Genomic DNA, 17,785 nt, shown 5'->3' with positions numbered 1-17,785 from the left:
CACGTGCGCGGCCCGGTCACCAGGACGGCGGTTCTACAGACCGAGGCCGCGCACGCTCAGGTCGAGCAGCGCGCACACGAAGAGCGCGATCCCGATGAAACCGTTCACCTGGAAGAACGCCCGGTTGAGGCGGCTCAGGTCGTGCGGCCGGACGATCGCGTGCTCGTAGAGGAACGCCGCGCCGACGACCGCCAGGCCGATCCACCAGAAGACGCCCGCGTGGGTGGCGAGTCCGTACCAGACCAGCAAGCCCGTGGTCACGGCGTGGCAGACGCGCGCGCCGTACAGCGCGGCCGGGATGCCGAAGCGGGCGGGGACGGACTTCACGCCCTCGGCGCGGTCGGCCGCCACGTCCTGGCAGCCGAAGATCAGGTCGAAGCCGCCGATCCAGACGCCCACCGCGAGCCCCAGGATCACCGCGTCCCACGACCAGGCGCCGGTCACCGCGAGCCAGGCGCCGATCGGGCCCATCGCCTGCGCGACGCCCAGGATGGCGTGCGGGAAGTTGGTGAACCGTTTCCCGTACGGGTAGACCACCATCGGCACCACCGCGATCGGCGCGAGCGCCAGGCACAGCGGGTTGAGCAGCGCGGCGGCGCCGAGGAAGACCGCGACGGCGATCAGCGCGCCGGTCCACGCGGACCGTACGGAGACCGCGCCGGTGACCAGTTCGCGCCCGGCGGTCCGCGGATTGCGCGCGTCGATCTCGCGGTCGATGATCCGGTTGCACGCCATGGCGAAGGTCCGCAGGCCCACCATCGCGACGGTGACCAGCAGCAGCTCCAGCCAGTGCACCGAGCCGTCGTCGAGGAACATCGCGGTCAGCGCCGCGGTGTAGGCGAAGGGCAGCGCGAAGACCGAGTGCTCGATCATCACCAGCCGCAGGAACGCCCGCACCGGTTCGCCGCCGCTCGCGCGGGGAGGCCCGGCCTTCGCGCTGCCTCCGTCCAGGATCGCCTCGCCGCTCACAGCCCGTACTCCTTCCAACGCTTGGTCACCCGTTCCGCGGTCTCCGGGTCGGAGAGCACCATTTCCGGCCAGCCGCCGTCGCGGGTGTAGCCCTCCTCCGGCAGCTTACGGGTCGCGTCGATGCCCGCCTTGCCGCCCCAGAACTGCTGGTACGAGGAGTGGTCGAGGTGGTCGACCGGGCCCTCGACGACGGTGAGGTCACGGGCGTAGTCGGTGTTGCCGAGCGCCCGCCAGGCGACTTCGTGCAGGTCGTGGACGTCACAGTCGGCGTCCACGACGATCACGAGCTTGGTGAGGGACATCATGTGCGCGCCCCACACGGCGTGCATCGTCTTCTGCGCGTGCTTCGGGTACTTCTTGTCGATCGAGACGATCGCGCAGTTGTGGAAGCCGCCCGCCTCCGGCAGGTGGTAGTCCACGATGTCCGGAATGATGACCTTCAGCAGCGGCAGGAAGAACCGCTCGGTGGCGCGGCCCAGCGGTCCGTCCTCGGTCGGCGGGCGGCCGACGACGATGGACTGGAACAGCGGGCGCTTGCGCATCGTGACGCAGTCGACGGTCAGCGCGGGGAACGGTTCCTGCGGGGTGTAGAAGCCGGTGTGGTCGCCGAACGGCCCCTCCGGCAGCGTCTTCCCCGGCTCCAGCCAGCCCTCCAGCACGACCTCGGCGTGCGCGGGCACCTGGAGCGGCACCGTCTTGCAGTCGACCATCTCCACCCGCTTGTTCTGCACGAAGCCCGCGAACAGGTACTCGTCGATGTCGCCGGGGAGCGGCGCGGTGGAGGCGTACGTGACGGCGGGCGGGCAGCCGAAGGCGATGGCGACCGGGAGGCGTTCGCCGCGGCGCTGGGCGACCTGGTAGTGGTTGCGGCTGTCCTTGTGGATCTGCCAGTGCATGCCGATGGTGCGCCGGTCGTGCCGCTGGAGCCGGTAGAGGCCGAGGTTGCGGACGCCGGACTCGGGGTCCTTGGTGTGCGTCAGGCCGAGGTTGAAGAAGGAGCCGCCGTCCTGCGGCCAGGTGAACAGGGCGGGCAGCGCGTCGAGGTCGACGTCGTCGCCGGTGAGGACGACTTCCTGTACGGGCCCGTCCTTGATCTTCTTCGGCGGCACGTGCGTCATCCCGGCGAGCTTGCCGAACGCCTCCCGCATCCCGACGAAGCCCTGCGGCAGTTCCGGCTTGAGCAGCCCGGCGATCTTGTCGCTGATGTCGGAGTACGCGCTCAGGCCGAGCGCCTTGAGCAGCCGCCGGTCGGTGCCGTACACGTTCATCGCCAGCGGGGCGACCGAGCCGCGGACGTTCTCGAAGAGCAGCGCGGGGCCGCCCGCCTTGTTGACCCGGTCGGTGATCTCGCCGACCTCCAGATACGGGTCGACCTCGGCCTTGATCCGCCGGAGGTCGCCGTCCTTCTCCAGGGCCCGCAGGAACGAGCGGAGATCGTCGTAAGCCATGGGCCCCAGTCTTCCATCCCGCTCCGGCGTCGGACGCGCCGCCTCGTTAGGCTGGGCGTCCTGAGCAATGTTCCGTGGGGGGCCTCTGTGCTGAAGTACCTGCCGTACCTGATGGTGATCGCGCTGTGGATCTACGCCTTCGTGGACTGCCTCGGCACTCCCGAGCGGGAGGTGCGCGGGCTGCCGAAGCTGGTGTGGGTGCTGATCATCCTGTTCTTCGGCGAGGTGCTGATCGGACCGGTGGCCTGGCTGCTGATCGGCCGGCGGCGCGGCCCGGTCCGGGTGCGCACCTCCGAGGGCGCGACGCCCTCGGAGTGGCACCGGGACCACGAAGGGACCCGCGGGCGGCACGAGGACCCGCGCGAGGTCGACGAGCCGCGGCCGCGTACCCGCCAGGTGTGGGTCGCCCCGGACGACAATCCGGAGTTCCTGCGCTCGCTCAGCGAACTGAACAAGCAGAACAGGGAAGGCAAGGACGGCGGCGCGGCCCCGTCCGAGGGCGATCAGGAGGACCCCGCGGGCGACCGGTGAGGAATCCGGCCCCGGGGGATCAGACCCCGGCGTACGAGTGCTTGCCGGTGACGAAGATGTTCACGCCGTAGTAGTTGAACAGGAAGCACGCGAAGGCGATCAGCGCCAGATACGCGGCCTTGCGGCCCTTCCACCCGGCGGTGGCGCGCGCGTGCAGGTAGCAGGCGTACGCGACCCAGGTGATGAACGCCCAGGTCTCCTTCGGGTCCCAGCCCCAGTAGCGGCCCCAGGCGGCCTGCGCCCAGATCGCGCCCGCGATGATGGTGAACGTCCACAGCGGGAAGACCAGCGCGTTCATGCGGTACGCGAACTTGTCGAGGCTCGCCGCCGCGGGCAGCCGGGACATGACGTCGGCCCAGCGGCTGTTCTGCGTGCGGTTGGCGGCCAGCGCCGTCTCGTAGCGGTCGCGGAACAGGTAGAGCAGCGTGCCGACCGCGGCGAGGTAGAAGATCGCGCCGGAGATGATCGCGCACGACACGTGGATCCACAGCCAGTACGAGTGCAGCGCGGGCACGAGCTGGTCGCTGGAGGTGTAGAGCACCGACAGGGCCAGGCCCAGGTCGAGCAGGACCGTCGTGGTGAGGAACAGACCGATCCAGCGGACGTTCTTCTTCAGCACGAGCAGCAGCAGGTACGCGCCGACGGCGACCATGCCGAAGGTGGTGGAGAACTCGTACATGTTGCCCCACGGGGGGCGCTGTACGGAGATGGCGCGGAAGAGGACGCCGCCGAAGTGCAGCAGCCAGGCGAGGGCGGTGAAGGCCACCGCGATCCGCCCGTAGAGGTCGCCCTTCTCGTCCTCGCCCGCGGCGCCGGGGCCGTCGGCGATGCCGCGGTCGCTGGCGGAGGCGCGGGTGATGACCTTGGGGACGATGTTCGGGCGCGGGCGCTCCAGGGTGGTGGTGGCGCCGCCGCGCTGGGCGACCTTGACGGTGACCGCGGGGGCCGCCGCCTTGGCCGCCTCGGCCTCGCGCGTCTCCGCGGCGAGGGCCGCGGACTGCACGGCGACCTTGCTGCGGCTGCCGAAGACCCACTCCGCGAGGTGCGCGAGGAAGGCCAGCGCGTACACGAACATCGCCGAGCGGATCAGGTAGTTGCTGTAGTTCGCGAAGTTCTCGTTGACCGCGGACGCGATATTCACGCGCGGGCTCCTTCGTCGTCTGTCCGGGGGGTTGACTCTACGGGGACCGGATTGTCCGGTTGGCCGGTGCCCTCGCCGGGGCCCTCGACCGTGTTCTCAGCGTTCGCTGCGTTATCGGCGTTATCGGCGTTCTCGGCCTTCCCGGCCGTCTCGGCGTTCGCGGCCGTCTCGGCGTTCCCGGCGGAATTCCCGACCGGGTCCTCGTCCTCGTCCTCGTCCGGGAGGGCCGGGGCCTCCGGCTGGAGCTGGAGCGCGATGTCGCCGATCTCCTCGGCGATCCGCACCGACTCGCTGCGGCCGAGGCCGCCCATCTCGACCACGGTGGTGCCGTCGGGGCCGGGCACGGCGCGCACCCAGATCCTGCGGCGCTGGATGAAGAGCGAGCCCATCAGGCCGAGGATCGCGGCGACACCGCTGATCAGCGCGGTCTCGTTGCCCGACTGGTGGGAGACCTGGAAACTGGCCCAGGTCTTGACCCCGGTGAAGGTGAGGCTGCCCGCGCCGTCCGGCAGGGTGATGGCCTCGCCGGGCTTGAGCGCGACGGCGTTGATGCCGGGAGTCGAGGTCTCCAGCTTGAACTGCTTCATCTTCGTCGTGTCGAGCTGGTAGACGTTCTTGGAGACGCCCCCGTCGATGCCGAGGTCGCCGTGGTAGGCGTTGAGGAACAGCAGCGGGCTCTCCAGGCCGGGGAAGAACGAGCGCGGGCCCTGGCCCGCGTCACCGGTCGGCGTGAAGTAGCCGGTGAAGGCGAGCTGCTGCGGCTTGCCGTCCTTGCCGACCGCGTCGGGCACCTTGATCGTGCCGGTGGACGTGATGTTGCTGTCCTGCGGCAGGAACGGCACCGGGCCCCGGAAGGCCACATTGCCCTTGGCGTCCTTGACGGTGACGATCGGCGCGTAGCCGTGGCCGATCAGATAGACCTTCTCGCCGCCGATGCTCAGCGGGTGGTTGGTGTCGATCGTGCCCTTGACGGGCTTGCCGTCGGCGCCGTCCCAGTAGTGGATGTTGGCCTTGAAGACCCGCGGGCTGCCGATGTCGGGCCCGCTGGTCTCGTACGCGGAGTCGAAGCTGTCGAGCTTGAAGCCGAACGGCTTGAGGTCGTCCGCGGTGTAGAGGGTGGACGGCGAGAAGTCGTCGTACTGCGTGAGGTTGTTGGTGAAGCCGTCGCCCTCGACGATCAGCTTGCCGCCCTCGGCCTTGTTCAGCGAGGTGACGGCGAAGGAGATCAGCAGGCCGAAGAGCGCGATGTGGAAGAGCAGATTGCCGGTCTCGCGCAGGTAGCCCTTCTCCGCGGCGACCGAACCGCCGCCGCCCTTGCCGTCCTTGCCGGTGCCGTCGCTCAGCGCGGTACGGAACCGGCGTCCGCGCAGCGCCTTGTGCGCGGCGTGCAGCACCTGCTCGGGCTCGGCGTCGGTGCGCCAGGTCGAGTACGCGGGCAGCCGCGTGAGGTGGCGCGGCGCGGCCGGCGGCCTGGCCCGGAGCTGGCCGACGAACTGCCAGGTGCGCGGGACGATGCAGCCCGCCAGGGAGACGAACAGCAGGATGTAGATCGCCGCGAACCACGGCGAGCTGTAGACGTGGAACATCCCGAGCCGGTCGTACAGCGGGCTGATGCCGGGGTGGGTCTTCTTGAACGCCTCGACCTTGAGCGCGTCGGAGTGCTGCGGGATCAGCGAGCCGGGGATGGCGGCCAGCGACAGCAGGAAGAGCAGGACCAGGGCGATCCGCATCGAGGTGAGCTGCCGCCACATCCAGCGCAGCAGGGCGAGGGTGCCGATCGCGGGCGCGCTGCGCAGGGTGTCGACGGGCTGGGTGCTGAGCTGCGCGCCCGCGGCGCCCAGCCCGTCGCGCTCCTGAGGCGCTTCGCCGCCCGTGCCCTTGTCGTTGCCCTCGCGCGGCTCGCGCTCGGTTTTCTCCGTGACGCTCATGGGTCAGACCCCTGGGGTGAAGCTGCTCGACCAGATCTGCATCTGGTAGGTGATGTGGTCCCAGACGCCGGTGACGAGGAGGACGCCGACCGCGACGAGCATCGCGCCGCCGGCGCGCATCACCCACACGTAGTGGCGTTTGACCCACGCGAACGCGCCGAGCGTACGACGGAAAGCTATGGCGGCCACGATGAACGGCACACCGAGGCCCGCGCAGTAGAACGCCATCAGCAGCGCCCCGCGGCCCGCGCTGGCGTCGTTGAAGGCCAGCGCGTTGACGGCGCCGAGAGTGGGGCCGACGCAGGGCGCCCAGCCGAGGCCGAAGAGCAGACCGAGCACCGGCGCCCCGGCCAGGCCCAGCGCGGGCCGGTAGTGGAAGCGGAATTCGCGCTGGGTCAGGCCGCCGACGATGCCCATGAAGGCCAGGCCGAGGACGATGGTGAGGCCGCCGAAGATCTTGGAGAGGATCTGCCGGTGCACGAGCAGTTGCGCGCCGAAGTTGCCGAACAGGGCGCCGCCGGAGACGAACAGGGCGCTGAAGCCGAGCACGAACAGCGACGAGCCCAGCAGCATCCGGCCCCGCTTGGCCTCGGCGAGGTCGGTGCCGGTGACGCCGGTCACGTACGACAGATAGCCGGGGACCAGCGGCAGGACGCAGGGCGAGAAGAAGGAGATCAGCCCGGCGAACATGGCGATCGGGATGGCGGCCAGCAGCGCCCCGGTGAGCACCGTCTGGTTGGGGTCGGTCGCGGCGCTCAGGGTGACGACCGCGGCGGCGGCGCTTGCCTGCACGTCACTTCTCCGCGATGAGCGGGTCGATGATCCGGTGCAGGTCCTCGACGCTGAGCGGCTTCAGCGCGCGGACGGCGAGCTTGCCCTGCCGGTCGATGACGAGGGTGGCGGGCAGGCTCTGCGGGTTGAGGCTGCCCTTGGGGAAGCGCAGGATCAGCGAGCCGTAGGGGTCGTACAGGCTGGGGTACGGGATCTCGAAACGCTTGTCGAAGCGTTCGGCGTTGGAGACGTCCAGGTCCCGGGTGTTGATGCCGAGGAACTGCACGCCCTTGTCCTTGTCGGCGTTGGCGACCTCGGCGAGGTTCGGCGCCTCCGCGCGGCAGGGCGCGCACCACGAGCCCCAGATGTTGACGACGACGACCTTGCCCTTGTACGCGGCCAGGCTGTCCGTGCCGCCGGTGACCGTCTTGCCCGAGATGTCGGGGGCGGGTTTGCGGTCGGCGGCCTTGAGGACGTTGATCTCGCCGGTGCCGCCCATGAAGTTGGTGTTGTCGGTCCCCGAGGTCGAGGTCGACGAGCAGGCGGCCGTCGTCATCGCGAGCGCGGCGGCCCCGACGAGTGCCGCGGCACTGCGGGGAAAGCGGCGTCGGAGGGCGCGCGTAGGACTCATGTGAAAAGTTTCGCATGGGCCTTCGCGCGATCTTCCACGCCCCCGACGCCAACCCCAAAAACGGCAATTGCCCCAAGTAAGGATCAGGTAGTCGCGGTTCCGGCGCCGACCGGCGCCTTGCCCGAGCTGCTGGTCCCGCCGCTGCTCACGGCGGGGGCGGCGAGGAATTCCCGCCAGCCGCCGGCGGGCGACTGCCCGACCTCCAGCGTCCTGAGTTTGTCCAGGACGGCCGGGTCCTGCGCGTCCAGCCAGTCCACGTACTGCCGGAAGGACACCATGCGGATGTCGCCGTTGTTCGCCTTGTCGCGGGCCGCGGCGACGTGCTTGAACGCTTCTTCAACGGCGTCCATGTAGATCCCGCCGTTCCACTGCTCGAAGTGGTTGCCGATGTAGAACGGCGCGCGGTTGGTCGAGTACGCCCGCTCGAAGCCCGCGATGTACGAGGCGGTGGCCTGCCGGCGCCAGCCCGGGTAGTTGGCCGGGTCGGACTTGGTGGCCGCGTGCGACTGGTTGGCGAGCATGTTGTAGTCCATGGACAGCACCTCGAAGGAGTGTCCGGGGAACGGGATGAGCTGGAGCGGCAGGTCCCACAGGCCGCCGCGCTTGGAGGGCCACACCTGGTTGCCGCCCGGCGAGCTGGCGTCGTACCGCCAGCCGAGCGCCTTCGCGGTCGGCAGCAGATTGTCCTGGCCGAGCAGGCACGGGGTCCGGCCGCCGACCAGCTCCTTCTCGTAGTCGAAGGGCAGCGGGTCCTGGTCGTGCCAGCCCGTGCTGGTCTTCCAGCTCTTCACGAACGACTTGGCCTGGTCGATCTCGCTCTTCCAGTCGGTCGACGTCCAGCGGCCGACGGTGCCGCTGCCGCCGCAGAAGTGACCGTTGAAGTGCGTGCCGATCTCGTGGCCGTCCAGCCACGCCTGCCGGATGTTGTCCAGCGTCATCCGGACGTGCTGGTCGGTGAGGTAGCCGATGTCCGAGGCGCCCTGCCGGTTGTTCGGCGGCGCGTACTGGAGCTTCTTGCCCTCCGGCAGCAGGTAGAGCCCGGACAGGAAGAAGGTCATGGACGCGCCGTGGTTCTCGGCGAGCTTGCGGAAGCGGGGGAAGAGGCCGTTGCCGACCTCGCCCGCGCCGTCCCAGGAGAAGATCACGAACTGCGGCGGCGCCTGGCCGGGCTCCAGCCGCTCGGGCCTGGGCTGGTTGGGCTGCGTCCCGGTGTACGCCGTCGATCCGTCGCCGATGAGGGTCACGGTCTTCTTCGGGGCCTGGCGGCCGCTCGCCCCCGACTTCTCGCCGGTCTTGCTCGCCACCGGCGTCGCTCCGCCGCCGCTCACCCCCTTCCCCGTGCCGCAGCCGGCGACGCCGAGCCCGGCCGCCGCCGCCCCAGCGCTAGTGGTCAACAGGGTCCTGCGGCTCATGGCGCACATCGTGGAACGGTCCCGTCTCTCGGCTTCTCCGGCCTGACGGCCGAGTGGGCAGAAAAGTGGTCACCCACCATGACGTTCACAAGTTCCTCGCGGTTACGCGGCATGCGGCAAAACTTGCCGAGGTTCCCTCGGGTGGCTCCGGTTCTTCACTCGCCCAGTGGACGGGTCCGCCCCGGCCGGGGCGCGGGGCGGCGAGTCCTAGAGAAGCCGGGCGGGGACCAGGTCCCGCGCGGGCTCGCTGTAGCCGACGGAGACGATGCGGTCGCCGTCGTAGGTGAAGGAGGTCAGGGACGCCAGCGTGCACTGACGGCGGCGCGGGTCGTGCCACAGGCGGCGCCGCTCGGCGTAGCTGCGGGCGATCCAGATGGGGAGCTGGTGGGAGACGCAGACGGCCTCGTGCCCACGGGCGGCGTCGCGGGCGGCGGCCAGCGCGGCCGTCATCCGGACGACCTGGTCGACGTACGGCTCGCCCCAGCTCGGCCGGAAGGGATTGGTGAGGTACTTCCAGTTCGCGGGCTTGCGCAGCGCCCCGTCGCCGACGCCGAAGGTCTTCCCCGCGAAGACGTTCGCCGCCTCGATCAGCCGCTCGTCGGTGCCGACCTCCAGCTCGTGGGCGGCGGCGATGGGCGCGGCGGTCTCCTGGGCGCGCTCCAGCGGGGAGGCCACGACGTAGGTGATGTCGCGCGAGGCCAGGTGCTCGGCGACCCGGTCGGCCATCTTGCGGCCCAGCTCGGACAGGTGGAAGCCGGGGGCGCGCCCGTACAGGATGCCGTCGGGGTTGTGCACCTCGCCGTGCCGCATCACGTGGACAACGGTCATCTCGCTCATGCGTGGGCCTCCGCGGCGGCGCGTGCGGCGGCGGGCAGCGCGGCGGCGATCCGCTCCACGGCCCGCTCGTCGTGGGTGGTCGACACGAACCAGGACTCGAAGGCGGAGGGCGGCAGATAGACGCCCTGCGCCAGCATCGAGTGGAAGAAGCCGGTGAAGCGGAATGCCTCCTGCTTCTTCGCGTCCTCGAAGTCACGGACCTCGTCGTCCGTGAAGAAGACGGAGAACATGCTGCCCGCGGTCTGCACGCGGTGCGCGACCCCCTCCTTGCTCAGCGCGGCACTGACCAGCTCACGGATCTCCACCGACACCGCGTCGACGCGCGCGTACGCGGCCTCGTCGAGGAGCCTGAGCTGCGCGAGGCCCGCGGCGGTCGCGACCGGGTTCCCGGAGAGCGTGCCCGCCTGGTAGACGGGGCCCGCGGGCGCGAGGCGGCTCATCACGTCGGCCCGGCCGCCGAAGGCCGCGGCGGGGAAACCGCCGCCCATGACCTTGCCGAAGGTCATCAGGTCGGGGCGCACCCCGTCGAGCCCGTACCAGCCGGAGCGGCTGACGCGGAAGCCGGTCATCACCTCGTCGGAGATGTAGAGCGCGCCGTCGTCGGCGCAGAGCTGCTTGAGTCCGGCGTTGAAGCCGGGCAGCGGCGGGACGACGCCCATGTTGCCGGGCGACGCCTCGGTGATCACGCAGGCGATCTCGCCGGGGTGCGCGGCGAAGGCGGCGCGTACGGCGTCCAGGTCGTTGTACGGCAGCACGATGGTGTCCCCGGCCTGCGCGCCGGTCACCCCGGGGGTGTCGGGCAGGCCGAAGGTGGCCACGCCCGATCCCGCGGCGGCCAGCAGCGCGTCCACATGGCCGTGGTAGCAGCCCGCGAATTTGACGATCTTCGCCCGGCCGGTGAAGCCGCGCGCGAGCCGGATCGCCGACATCGTGGCCTCGGTGCCGGACGACACCAGCCGTACCTGCTCCAGCGGTTCGACCCGCGCGACCATCTCCTCGCCGAGCGCGACCTCACCCTCACCGGGTGTGCCGAAGGACGTACCGCGCGTGACCGCGGCCTGGACGGCGGCGATCACCTCGGGGTGCGCGTGGCCGAGAATCATCGGTCCCCACGAGCAGACGAGGTCGACGTACTCGCGGCCGTCGGCGTCGGTGAGATAGGGGCCCGTGCCGGACACCATGAACCGGGGCGTGCCGCCCACGGCGCGGAAGGCCCGCACCGGGGAGTTCACACCGCCTGGTGTCACGGCCGCCGCGCGGTCGAAGAGTTCCTGGGACACTGGTGCTTCGTACGGATAGCTCACACGCACATGCTCTCAAATGCCTGGCGTTGCGCGGCAACGTCTCAACCCTGCATCTGAGACGATGATCGGGTTGCGTGGTTGGGTCTGCGGATGGTCGGGTAGTGGAATGCAGCAGCGCGGTGGCGGACCGGGTGAAGGACCGGGCGAGCACGAGCCCGAACGCGCCCGTCCCACCGGCAGGCGACGCCGTCCCGCGAACCCCGCCGACCGTGTACCGGAAAACCGTTCAACCGCGAGCGAGGGCAGGAGCAGGGGTGGCCGAGTGGGGGTGACCTACAAGTATTTCGGTGCGCCCGACGGCGCCACCGCCGCACGCGTCCCGATCTCCATGCGCCCCGAGGAACTCGGCGGCGACGAACTCGGCCACGGCATGTACACCAAGGTCAAGCCGGAGACGATGGCCGCGATGGTCCTCACCGGCATCGAGGGCATACCCCCCGCCAAGGTCCCGCCGCTCGAACTGGTGGTGCTGCACCCGGACTACGCGGTGGTACGGCTGCCGCACTCGGTCGTCGAGCCGCTGCGCACCGCCAACGAGGAATCGCTGGGCGCCGCCGCCTTCATATGGTCCACCGTGCCGGACCGACGCGGTCCGAGAGACGCGTTCGTGATCTACCAGATGCTCCATGAATGGCAGGATTTCGCCCGCCGCTGCGAGGAGTCCGGTCACCAGCTCTACTGTCTCGTCTGGCCCTGACCGGCCGCCCCTTCCTCTCGCGTCTTCCTCGTTCTTCCCCGCCTTCGCGGACCTACGCCGCACACTCGCGCCCGACTCCGCGCCACCGCGCGCCTTCTCCGGGCCGCCCGGATTGCGCGTTTCCGGCCAACTGGTGACTGGCGGATCACCGCAACGGCTTGCATGCGCCAAATACCCCCCGCAATACGGGATATCGCACCCTCAAGCGCTCAATTTCCCGCGCGCGCCGCCGACTCCTCGTACAGCTCGATGTCGGCCAGGCCCGAGCCGGGCGTCACCAGACAGCTCACGAGAACCTCGTGCTTCTGCGCGGGCTCGGCGCACTGCCAGGTGCCCGCGGGGACGAGCATCTGGAGATGGGTGACGGGATAGTCATGTCCCGGTCCCAGCAAGGTCGTTGAAGCCTCCGCCGAGCCGTTCTCCACCGGGGCCCCGCCGGTGCCGCCCTGGCGCAGCCGGAGCTGGCCGCCGCGCCGCCACAGCCACAGCTCGTCCGAGCTCACCCGGTGCCAGGACGACCGCTCCCCCGGGCTGAGCAGGTAGTGGATCAGTACGGCGGTCGGCCGGACACCGTCGAGACCCGGCACGGGCACCTCGACCGGTGAGGTGTAGACCCGGCCGTACCAGCCGCCTCCGGGATGGGGCTCAAGGCTCAGTTCATGCGCGGTACGCGGACGTAGACCCATATGACACCTCCTGCGCCACTACGGCTGCGCCCGCGGAGGCGGACGCCGTACCGTCGCGGCGACCGTACCCCGCGGGGGCGGCGGCACCGTAATCAGGCCGTCTTCAGCGTCTTGATCACGCCGTGTTCGGTCCCGCTGTCTCGGGTCACGCCGTGTTCGGTCACGCCGTCTTGAGGCGGAGGATCAGGGTGATCACCGACAGCACCGCGAGGAAGGCGGGGAAGGCGGCGACCTGTGCCGGGTCGTGGACCTTGAGGTGGGTGCCGGTGGCGCCGATCAGCAGCAGGATTGCGCCGGCCGCGGCGGCGACGCCGAGCGGGGCCCAGGCCAGACCGATCAACAGGCCACCGCAGGCGGCGATTTCGAGCAGGCCGATGGCGCGGGAGAGGGACAGGGACAGGCCCAGGTGCTCCGCGGTCTCGGCGGCCTTCGGGTGGTTGATCACCTTGAAGGTGCCGAGCGCGGCGAAGACCAGCGCCAGGACGAGGGACAGCACGACGGTGACGGCGAACATCGGGGCTCCGGGGTGAGGGGAAGGCTTACGGGGACGCGTACGGCCGTCAGATCCAGCTCGACAGCCGGCCGAGCTGGGGGATGATGTGCGCTTCCTCGAGGTCCAGGTGGGCCGCGAGGTGGTCGGCGAGCGCCTGCACGGCGTCCTGCGCCGTGGCCCAGTCGGCGTCGGGCAGCGCGCCGACCGACGTGATCATCGCGTCGAGCAGCGAGCCGAGCGCCAGGTGGTCCGCGGTGAGCCTGTCGACCACCGGGCGCAGCTCGGGGGCGATGCGCAGCACGGCGGGGAAGATCCGGAAGTCCTCGATGGAGTGGTGCGCGTGCACCGTCTGGCAGTACATGTCGCAGAACGACTTGAGCTGCCAGGCTGCCTGACGCAGCGTCAAGTCGTCCATGCGGGCGTGGACTTCGCCGAGCGCGGCCGGGTCCTTCGCGGCGAGCAGCCGCAGGGCCTGACCGAGCGAGTCCAGGTCGCGGCGCAGGGCGGCGTGCGCGCCGAGCAGCGTACTGACCATGGCGCGGCCCGCGGGCGTGGTGGCCGTACCGCCGCCGCCCGTACCCGGGGTCTGGGGCGTGCTCATCGGTTCGCGCCTTCCTTGCTCACCGCTTCGCGGACCGCCGGGACGACCTCGGCGTGGAAGGTCTCGATCTGCCGGGCGTGGTCGGCCATCGGGGTCAGGACGAAGGCGCTGACGCCGCCGTCGAGGACCAGTTCGGTGAGCCGTTCCGTCCACGCGGCGCTGCCCTCGTTGAAGGGCGCGCCGCCGTTTCCGTCGATCCGGCCGATGATGTTGTAGAGCCGCCGGACGTCGGACGGGGCGCGGCCCGCGGCCGAAGCGGCCTCGTCCATGCGGTGGTTGAGCGCGATGACCGCGGCCGGGTCGAGGTAGGGGAAGCTCGGCAGCCAGCCGTCGCCGAGGCGCGCGGTGACCTCCAGCATCCGGGGCCGGTACGCGCCGAGCCAGATGCCGATCGGGTGCGCGGGCGCGGGTCCGGGGACGACGCCCTCCAGCCGGTAGTGCTCGCCCTCGTACGCGGCGGGGGCGTCCCCGGCCGCCCACACCCGGCGGATGACCGCGACGGCCTCCTCCAGGGCGTCGATGGCGACCTTGGGCGAGCGGCGCGGGCCGCCCATGCCGCCTCCGCCGTGGTCGGCCGCGGCTCCGGCGCCGAGGCCGAGTTCCACCCGGCCGCCGCTGATCAGGTCGAGCGAGGCGGCGGCCTTGGCGAGCATGGCCGGCGGGCGCAGCGGGAGATTCGCCACGTCGGGGAAGAGCCGGATGCGCTCGGTGCGGGCGGCGAGCACGGACAGCAGCGTCCACGCCTCCAGGGCGGCGCCCATGTAGGGGTGGTCCATGAGGCCGAGTAATTCGAAGCCGCGGCTGTCGGCGAGTTCGGCGAGCCGGATCAGCTCGTCGATCCGGGCGGCCTCCGGGTTCAGCGCGATGCCGAACTCCAGCGGATGGACGCGCTCGGCGGTCGTCGGGGCGGGTGCGGTCACGGGCTCGGACATGAGTGGTCTCTCCGGGGGTTCGGCGTGAAGTCGTTGTCATTAAAGCCGTCGACCGTAGGCCCCCGCTGTACCGTTGGCGTGACGGTAATTGACGCTGGGCGTCAGGAAAACTGACGGTGCCACGGGGCGGGGGGACTGCGGCGTGCTGGACGTACGGAAACTGCTGCTGCTGCGCGAGGTGGAGGCCCGGGGCTCGATCGCCGGGGCCGCGCAGGCGCTCAACTACACGCGGTCGGCGGTCTCCCAGCACCTGTCGGCGCTCGAAGCGGAGACCGGGGTGCCGCTGCTCGACCGGACGAACGGCAAGGCGACGCTGACCGCCGTCGGCCGGTTGCTGGTCAGGCACGGCGAGGACATCCTGTCCCAACTGGAGACCGCTGAATCGGAGTTGCTGGAATTCAGCGGACAGGTCTACGGCGACCTGCGGGTCGGGATGCCCTTCCACGAGGGCCCGGCGCTGCTCGTGCCGGTGCTGGCCGGGCTGCGGCGCGACCATCCCAACCTCCGGATCACCTTGCACGACGTCCGCAGGAGCGAGGCCCGGCAGGCCGTGCGGCTCAATCAGCTCGACCTGGTCGTCGCCTCCCGCTACGACCAGATCCCCGAGCCGGACGTGCCGGGGCTGACCGAGGAGCCGGTCGCGGGCGACCGCATCCGGCTGGCGGTGCCGCCGGGCCACCCGCTCGCGGAACAGGGCGGGGCCGGGAAGCCTCTGCCGCTGGCCGACTTCGCCCGTGACCCCTGGATCTACGACGAGGGCTCGGCGCTCGGCCGGCTGACCCTGCACGCCTGCCACGGCGCCGGGTTCGCCCCGGACGCCGTGGCCGAGACCGACGACATGCAGGCCGTCCTCGGCCTGGTGTCCCACGGCTGGGGCGTCGCCCTCGTCCCCGACCTGGTCCCCGACCGCCCCGGCTTCCCCGTCGTCCGCGTCACCCCCGCCGCCCTCACCCTCACCCGCCACGTCACCCTCGTGGCCCGCACCGGCACGATCGCCTGCCCCTCGATCTCGGCCGTGCTCACTGCCGTGAGGTCCCTGGTCAACACCCGCCCCCCGACCCCCGCAGCCCCCACCCCCCACTGACCGCCGCCCCGGCCGGCGAGACCGAGCCCGGCACCTCGACGCCCCCCCGCAGGCCGCTCGTGCCCGGCCCGGTCAGCCGTCCGCCCCGAGGCCGGACAGGCCAGGGCAGGCATCGAGGCCGGCGCCTCAGCGCGCCCGCGCGGGCGGCGCGGCCCGCAGGGGCCCGCTGAGGCCGGTCGCGCGGCGCGCGCGGCGCGGGGGCCGATTGGGCTGCGGGCCGGACGGCGCACGCCCGCCCGGAGGGCTATTTGTGGCCGGTTACCAGGGCGACCGGGCCGTCGAGGGGTTGGGCGGAGCAGGAGGTGAAGCCGGTTTCTTCCAGCCAGCGGACGCAGTCGGCGCCGGTGTAGTCGAAGCCGCCGGGGCTTTCGAGGAGCATGTGGAGGCTGGTGAGGAGGCCGAAGGCGTTGACGCGGCGGTCGTCGTCGATCATCGACTCGTAGACGACGACGGAGCCGCCGTCCGGCAGGGCCTCGTACGCCTTCTTCAGGAGCATCCGCTTGGTGTCGAGGTCCCAGTCGTGCAGGACGCGGCCGAAGACGACGACGTCGGCGGTGGGCAGGGCGTCGGTGAGGAAGCTGCCGGGCTCGAACCGGAGCCGGTCGCCGAGCCCGGCGCGCCGTACCGTCTCGTGGAAGGTGGGCGCGACGGCCGGGAGGTCGAAACCGGTGCCGCGCAGGTGCGGGTGCGCGGTCAGTACGGTGTTGAGCAGGATGCCCTCGGAGCAGCCGATGTCGACGACGGTCGTGACGTCCGCCCAGGCGAAGGCGGCGGCCAGCGCCTGCGAGGCGGCGAGCGAACCGCCGGTCATCGCCTTCTGGAAGCGGCTGGTCAACTCCGGGTCGGCGTACAGGACATCGAAGGGATTGCCGTCCGCTCCCCCGACGTTGTTCTGCGGCTCACCGGTCCGCAGCGCCTCGGTCAAGTGCCCCCAGGACTGGTACCACTGCTCCTGCGCCATCTCCAACAGGCCCCCGATGTACGTGTCCTGGGCGCGGTCGAGGAAGGCCGCCGTGTCGGGCGTGTTCGCGTACACCCCGTCCGTCCGCTCCAGCAGGCCGAGCGCGACCTGGCTGTCGAAGAAGTCGCGGGCGCCGCGCGGGTGCAGACCGAGGCGGGCGGCGAGCGCGGACGCGTCGGCCGGGCCGTGGGCGGCGAGGTCCGAGTACACCCCCAGCTCCACGGCGGTCAGCAGCACCTTGGACTGCCAGAATCCGAGGCCGAGTTGGACCAGCCGGTCCTGGGGGTTGCCGACGGGCGGGCGGGACGCAGTGCTCACGGCGTGTCCTTCCTGGGGTGGGGTACGGGGCGCGGGCGGGTGGGTCACAGGGGCCACAGGGGTCACAGCACGACGGCGGGGAAGGGCGGTGACGGCAGCGGCACCCGGCGCCTGAAGGCCGTGGCAGCCGTAACGGCGGTGGCGCGAGCCCCCGCGCGCGGATAGCTCCCGAGGAAGCTGGCCCGCGCCCCGACCTCGGAGAGCGCGGCGACGGCGTGGCGGACCCGCTGGTCGTCGATGTGGCCCTCGACGTCCACGAAGAAGCGGTAGTCGCCCAGGCGCAGCCCGGTCGGCCACGCCTGGACCCACGCGAGGCTGACGCGTCCCGCCGTGAAGACGGACAGGATCCCGGGCAGCGCGGCCGGTGTGCCGTCGCCTGCCGACACCAGCAGGGAGGTACGGTCCCGGCCGGTGCGGGCGGGCGGCACCCCGGCGCGGCGGACCATGACGAAGCGGGTCACGGCGTTCTCGCGCTCGCCGATGTCGGTGGCGAGCACGCGCAGCCCGTACCGCTCGGCGACGGCGGGCGCCGCGACGGCCGCGACGCGCGGGTCGCCGGACCCGGCCAGGTCGCGGGCGGCGCCCGCCGTCGAACCGGCGGCCTCCGTCACGGCGTTCGGGAGCCTCAGGCCGAGCCAGCGCCCGCACTGGGCGAGCGCGTGCGGGTGGCTGCGGACCCGCTCGACGCCGTCGAGAGTGGCGCCGGGCAGGCCCAACAGCGCGAAGCTGACGCGCAGTTCGGTCTCGCCGACGATGTGCAGGTCGTCGGTGGCGGCGAAGCCGTCGAGGGTGGCGGGGACCACGCCCTTCAGGGAGTTCTCCACCGGCACCATCGCGGCGGCGCAGTGGCCGCGCCGTACGGCCTCCAGGGCGTCGGCGACGGTCGGATACGGCTCGCACACCGGCCCCGGCACCGGCACCGGCCCCGACCCCGGTCCCGGTCCCGGTCCCGGCACCCGCGTGCCGAGCGCGGAGCGCAGCGCCGTCTCCGTGAAGGTGCCCTCGGGCCCCAGATAGGCGTACCTCATGAGGGCCGCTCCC

18 protein-coding genes are annotated in these 17,785 nt (G+C 71.4%); 3 read left to right on the top strand and 15 right to left on the bottom strand.

Going from position 1 to position 17,785, the window contains the following annotated elements; all coding sequences use genetic code 11:
* Window positions 1-33: 33 nt before the first annotated feature.
* Complete coding sequence (gene mqnP / locus ACIP4Z_RS17635; RefSeq protein ID WP_391163555.1) at window positions 34-951, bottom strand: menaquinone biosynthesis prenyltransferase MqnP; 918 nt, start codon at window positions 949-951, stop codon at window positions 34-36.
* Window positions 952-965: 14 nt separating this feature from the next.
* A complete protein-coding gene (locus tag ACIP4Z_RS17630; protein ID WP_355340524.1) occupies window positions 966-2,417 on the bottom strand; it encodes a menaquinone biosynthesis decarboxylase in 1,452 nt (483 codons plus the stop codon).
* An 87-nt stretch (window positions 2,418-2,504) separates the two neighbouring features.
* Between ACIP4Z_RS17630 and ACIP4Z_RS17625 the strand changes: the two genes are divergently transcribed.
* A complete protein-coding gene (locus tag ACIP4Z_RS17625; protein ID WP_355340526.1) occupies window positions 2,505-2,948 on the top strand; it encodes a PLD nuclease N-terminal domain-containing protein in 444 nt (147 codons plus the stop codon).
* 19 nt (window positions 2,949-2,967) lie between these two features.
* On the opposite strand, the gene ccsB is transcribed toward ACIP4Z_RS17625, so the two are convergent.
* The 7 genes from ccsB to hemL form a co-directional block, all read right to left on the bottom strand.
* A complete protein-coding gene (gene ccsB, locus ACIP4Z_RS17620) occupies window positions 2,968-4,089 on the bottom strand; it encodes a c-type cytochrome biogenesis protein CcsB (RefSeq protein ID WP_391163514.1) in 1,122 nt (373 codons plus the stop codon).
* Window positions 4,086-6,017 carry a cytochrome c biogenesis protein ResB gene (locus ACIP4Z_RS17615; RefSeq protein WP_401309030.1) on the bottom strand — a complete coding sequence of 644 codons (1,932 nt, stop codon included), beginning with the start codon at window positions 6,015-6,017 and terminating at the stop codon, window positions 4,086-4,088. The genes ccsB and ACIP4Z_RS17615 overlap by 4 nt, the downstream gene beginning before the upstream one ends.
* A 3-nt stretch (window positions 6,018-6,020) precedes the next feature.
* Window positions 6,021-6,809 (bottom strand): cytochrome c biogenesis protein CcdA, encoded by a 789-nt coding sequence (locus ACIP4Z_RS17610; protein WP_355340534.1) that lies wholly within the window; start codon window positions 6,807-6,809, stop codon window positions 6,021-6,023.
* A 1-nt stretch (window position 6,810) separates the two neighbouring features.
* Entirely contained in the window at window positions 6,811-7,419 is a 609-nt protein-coding gene (locus ACIP4Z_RS17605) for a redoxin domain-containing protein (protein WP_391051954.1), read from the bottom strand.
* Window positions 7,420-7,502: 83 nt separating this feature from the next.
* The gene (locus tag ACIP4Z_RS17600) at window positions 7,503-8,840 is read right to left on the bottom strand and encodes a hypothetical protein (protein ID WP_355340540.1); all 1,338 of its coding nucleotides are present in this window, start codon (window positions 8,838-8,840) and stop codon (window positions 7,503-7,505) included.
* 198 nt (window positions 8,841-9,038) lie between these two features.
* Window positions 9,039-9,668, bottom strand: a complete 630-nt coding sequence (locus tag ACIP4Z_RS17595) for a histidine phosphatase family protein (protein WP_355340543.1) — start codon at window positions 9,666-9,668, stop codon at window positions 9,039-9,041.
* Window positions 9,665-10,972 (bottom strand): glutamate-1-semialdehyde 2,1-aminomutase, encoded by a 1,308-nt coding sequence (hemL, locus tag ACIP4Z_RS17590; RefSeq protein WP_355340546.1) that lies wholly within the window; start codon window positions 10,970-10,972, stop codon window positions 9,665-9,667. Before hemL ends, ACIP4Z_RS17595 begins: the two co-directional genes overlap by 4 nt.
* A gap of 106 nt (window positions 10,973-11,078) precedes the next feature.
* Between hemL and ACIP4Z_RS17585 the strand changes: the two genes are divergently transcribed.
* Window positions 11,079-11,669: a hypothetical protein gene (locus ACIP4Z_RS17585; RefSeq protein ID WP_223186742.1), complete on the top strand. Its 591-nt coding sequence runs from the start codon at window positions 11,079-11,081 to the stop codon at window positions 11,667-11,669.
* Window positions 11,670-11,878: 209 nt separating this feature from the next.
* Here the strand turns inward: ACIP4Z_RS17585 and ACIP4Z_RS17580 are convergent, their stop codons facing one another.
* The 4 genes from ACIP4Z_RS17580 to ACIP4Z_RS17565 all read right to left on the bottom strand — a co-directional run bounded on the left by ACIP4Z_RS17580 (window position 11,879) and on the right by ACIP4Z_RS17565 (window position 14,381).
* The gene (locus ACIP4Z_RS17580) at window positions 11,879-12,355 is read right to left on the bottom strand and encodes a cupin domain-containing protein (RefSeq protein ID WP_355340549.1); all 477 of its coding nucleotides are present in this window, start codon (window positions 12,353-12,355) and stop codon (window positions 11,879-11,881) included.
* A gap of 160 nt (window positions 12,356-12,515) precedes the next feature.
* Complete coding sequence (locus tag ACIP4Z_RS17575; RefSeq protein WP_401309023.1) at window positions 12,516-12,869, bottom strand: DoxX family protein; 354 nt, start codon at window positions 12,867-12,869, stop codon at window positions 12,516-12,518.
* Window positions 12,870-12,915: 46 nt separating this feature from the next.
* Window positions 12,916-13,449 (bottom strand): hemerythrin domain-containing protein, encoded by a 534-nt coding sequence (locus ACIP4Z_RS17570; protein ID WP_355340555.1) that lies wholly within the window; start codon window positions 13,447-13,449, stop codon window positions 12,916-12,918.
* The gene (locus ACIP4Z_RS17565; RefSeq protein WP_391123843.1) at window positions 13,446-14,381 is read right to left on the bottom strand and encodes an LLM class flavin-dependent oxidoreductase; all 936 of its coding nucleotides are present in this window, start codon (window positions 14,379-14,381) and stop codon (window positions 13,446-13,448) included. Before ACIP4Z_RS17565 ends, ACIP4Z_RS17570 begins: the two co-directional genes overlap by 4 nt.
* Window positions 14,382-14,523: 142 nt before the next feature.
* Between ACIP4Z_RS17565 and ACIP4Z_RS17560 the strand changes: the two genes are divergently transcribed.
* A complete protein-coding gene (locus tag ACIP4Z_RS17560) occupies window positions 14,524-15,465 on the top strand; it encodes a LysR family transcriptional regulator (RefSeq protein WP_355340561.1) in 942 nt (313 codons plus the stop codon).
* A 244-nt stretch (window positions 15,466-15,709) separates the two neighbouring features.
* Here the strand turns inward: ACIP4Z_RS17560 and ACIP4Z_RS17555 are convergent, their stop codons facing one another.
* Together ACIP4Z_RS17555 and pheA are read right to left on the bottom strand one after the other, a co-directional pair.
* Window positions 15,710-16,744, bottom strand: coding sequence for a methyltransferase (locus tag ACIP4Z_RS17555; protein ID WP_401309018.1), 1,035 nt, complete (start codon window positions 16,742-16,744; stop codon window positions 15,710-15,712).
* Window positions 16,745-16,806: 62 nt separating this feature from the next.
* Complete coding sequence (pheA, locus tag ACIP4Z_RS17550) at window positions 16,807-17,772, bottom strand: prephenate dehydratase (protein ID WP_401309015.1); 966 nt, start codon at window positions 17,770-17,772, stop codon at window positions 16,807-16,809.
* Window positions 17,773-17,785 lie beyond the last annotated feature (13 nt).

Origin of the sequence: Streptomyces sp. NPDC088910 (genome assembly GCF_044749865.1) — a bacterium.
Taxonomy (GTDB): Bacteria; Actinomycetota; Actinomycetes; order Streptomycetales; family Streptomycetaceae; genus Actinacidiphila.
Note: the sequence above shows the minus strand (reverse complement) of the source record. Positions and strands in the feature narration are given on the sequence as shown.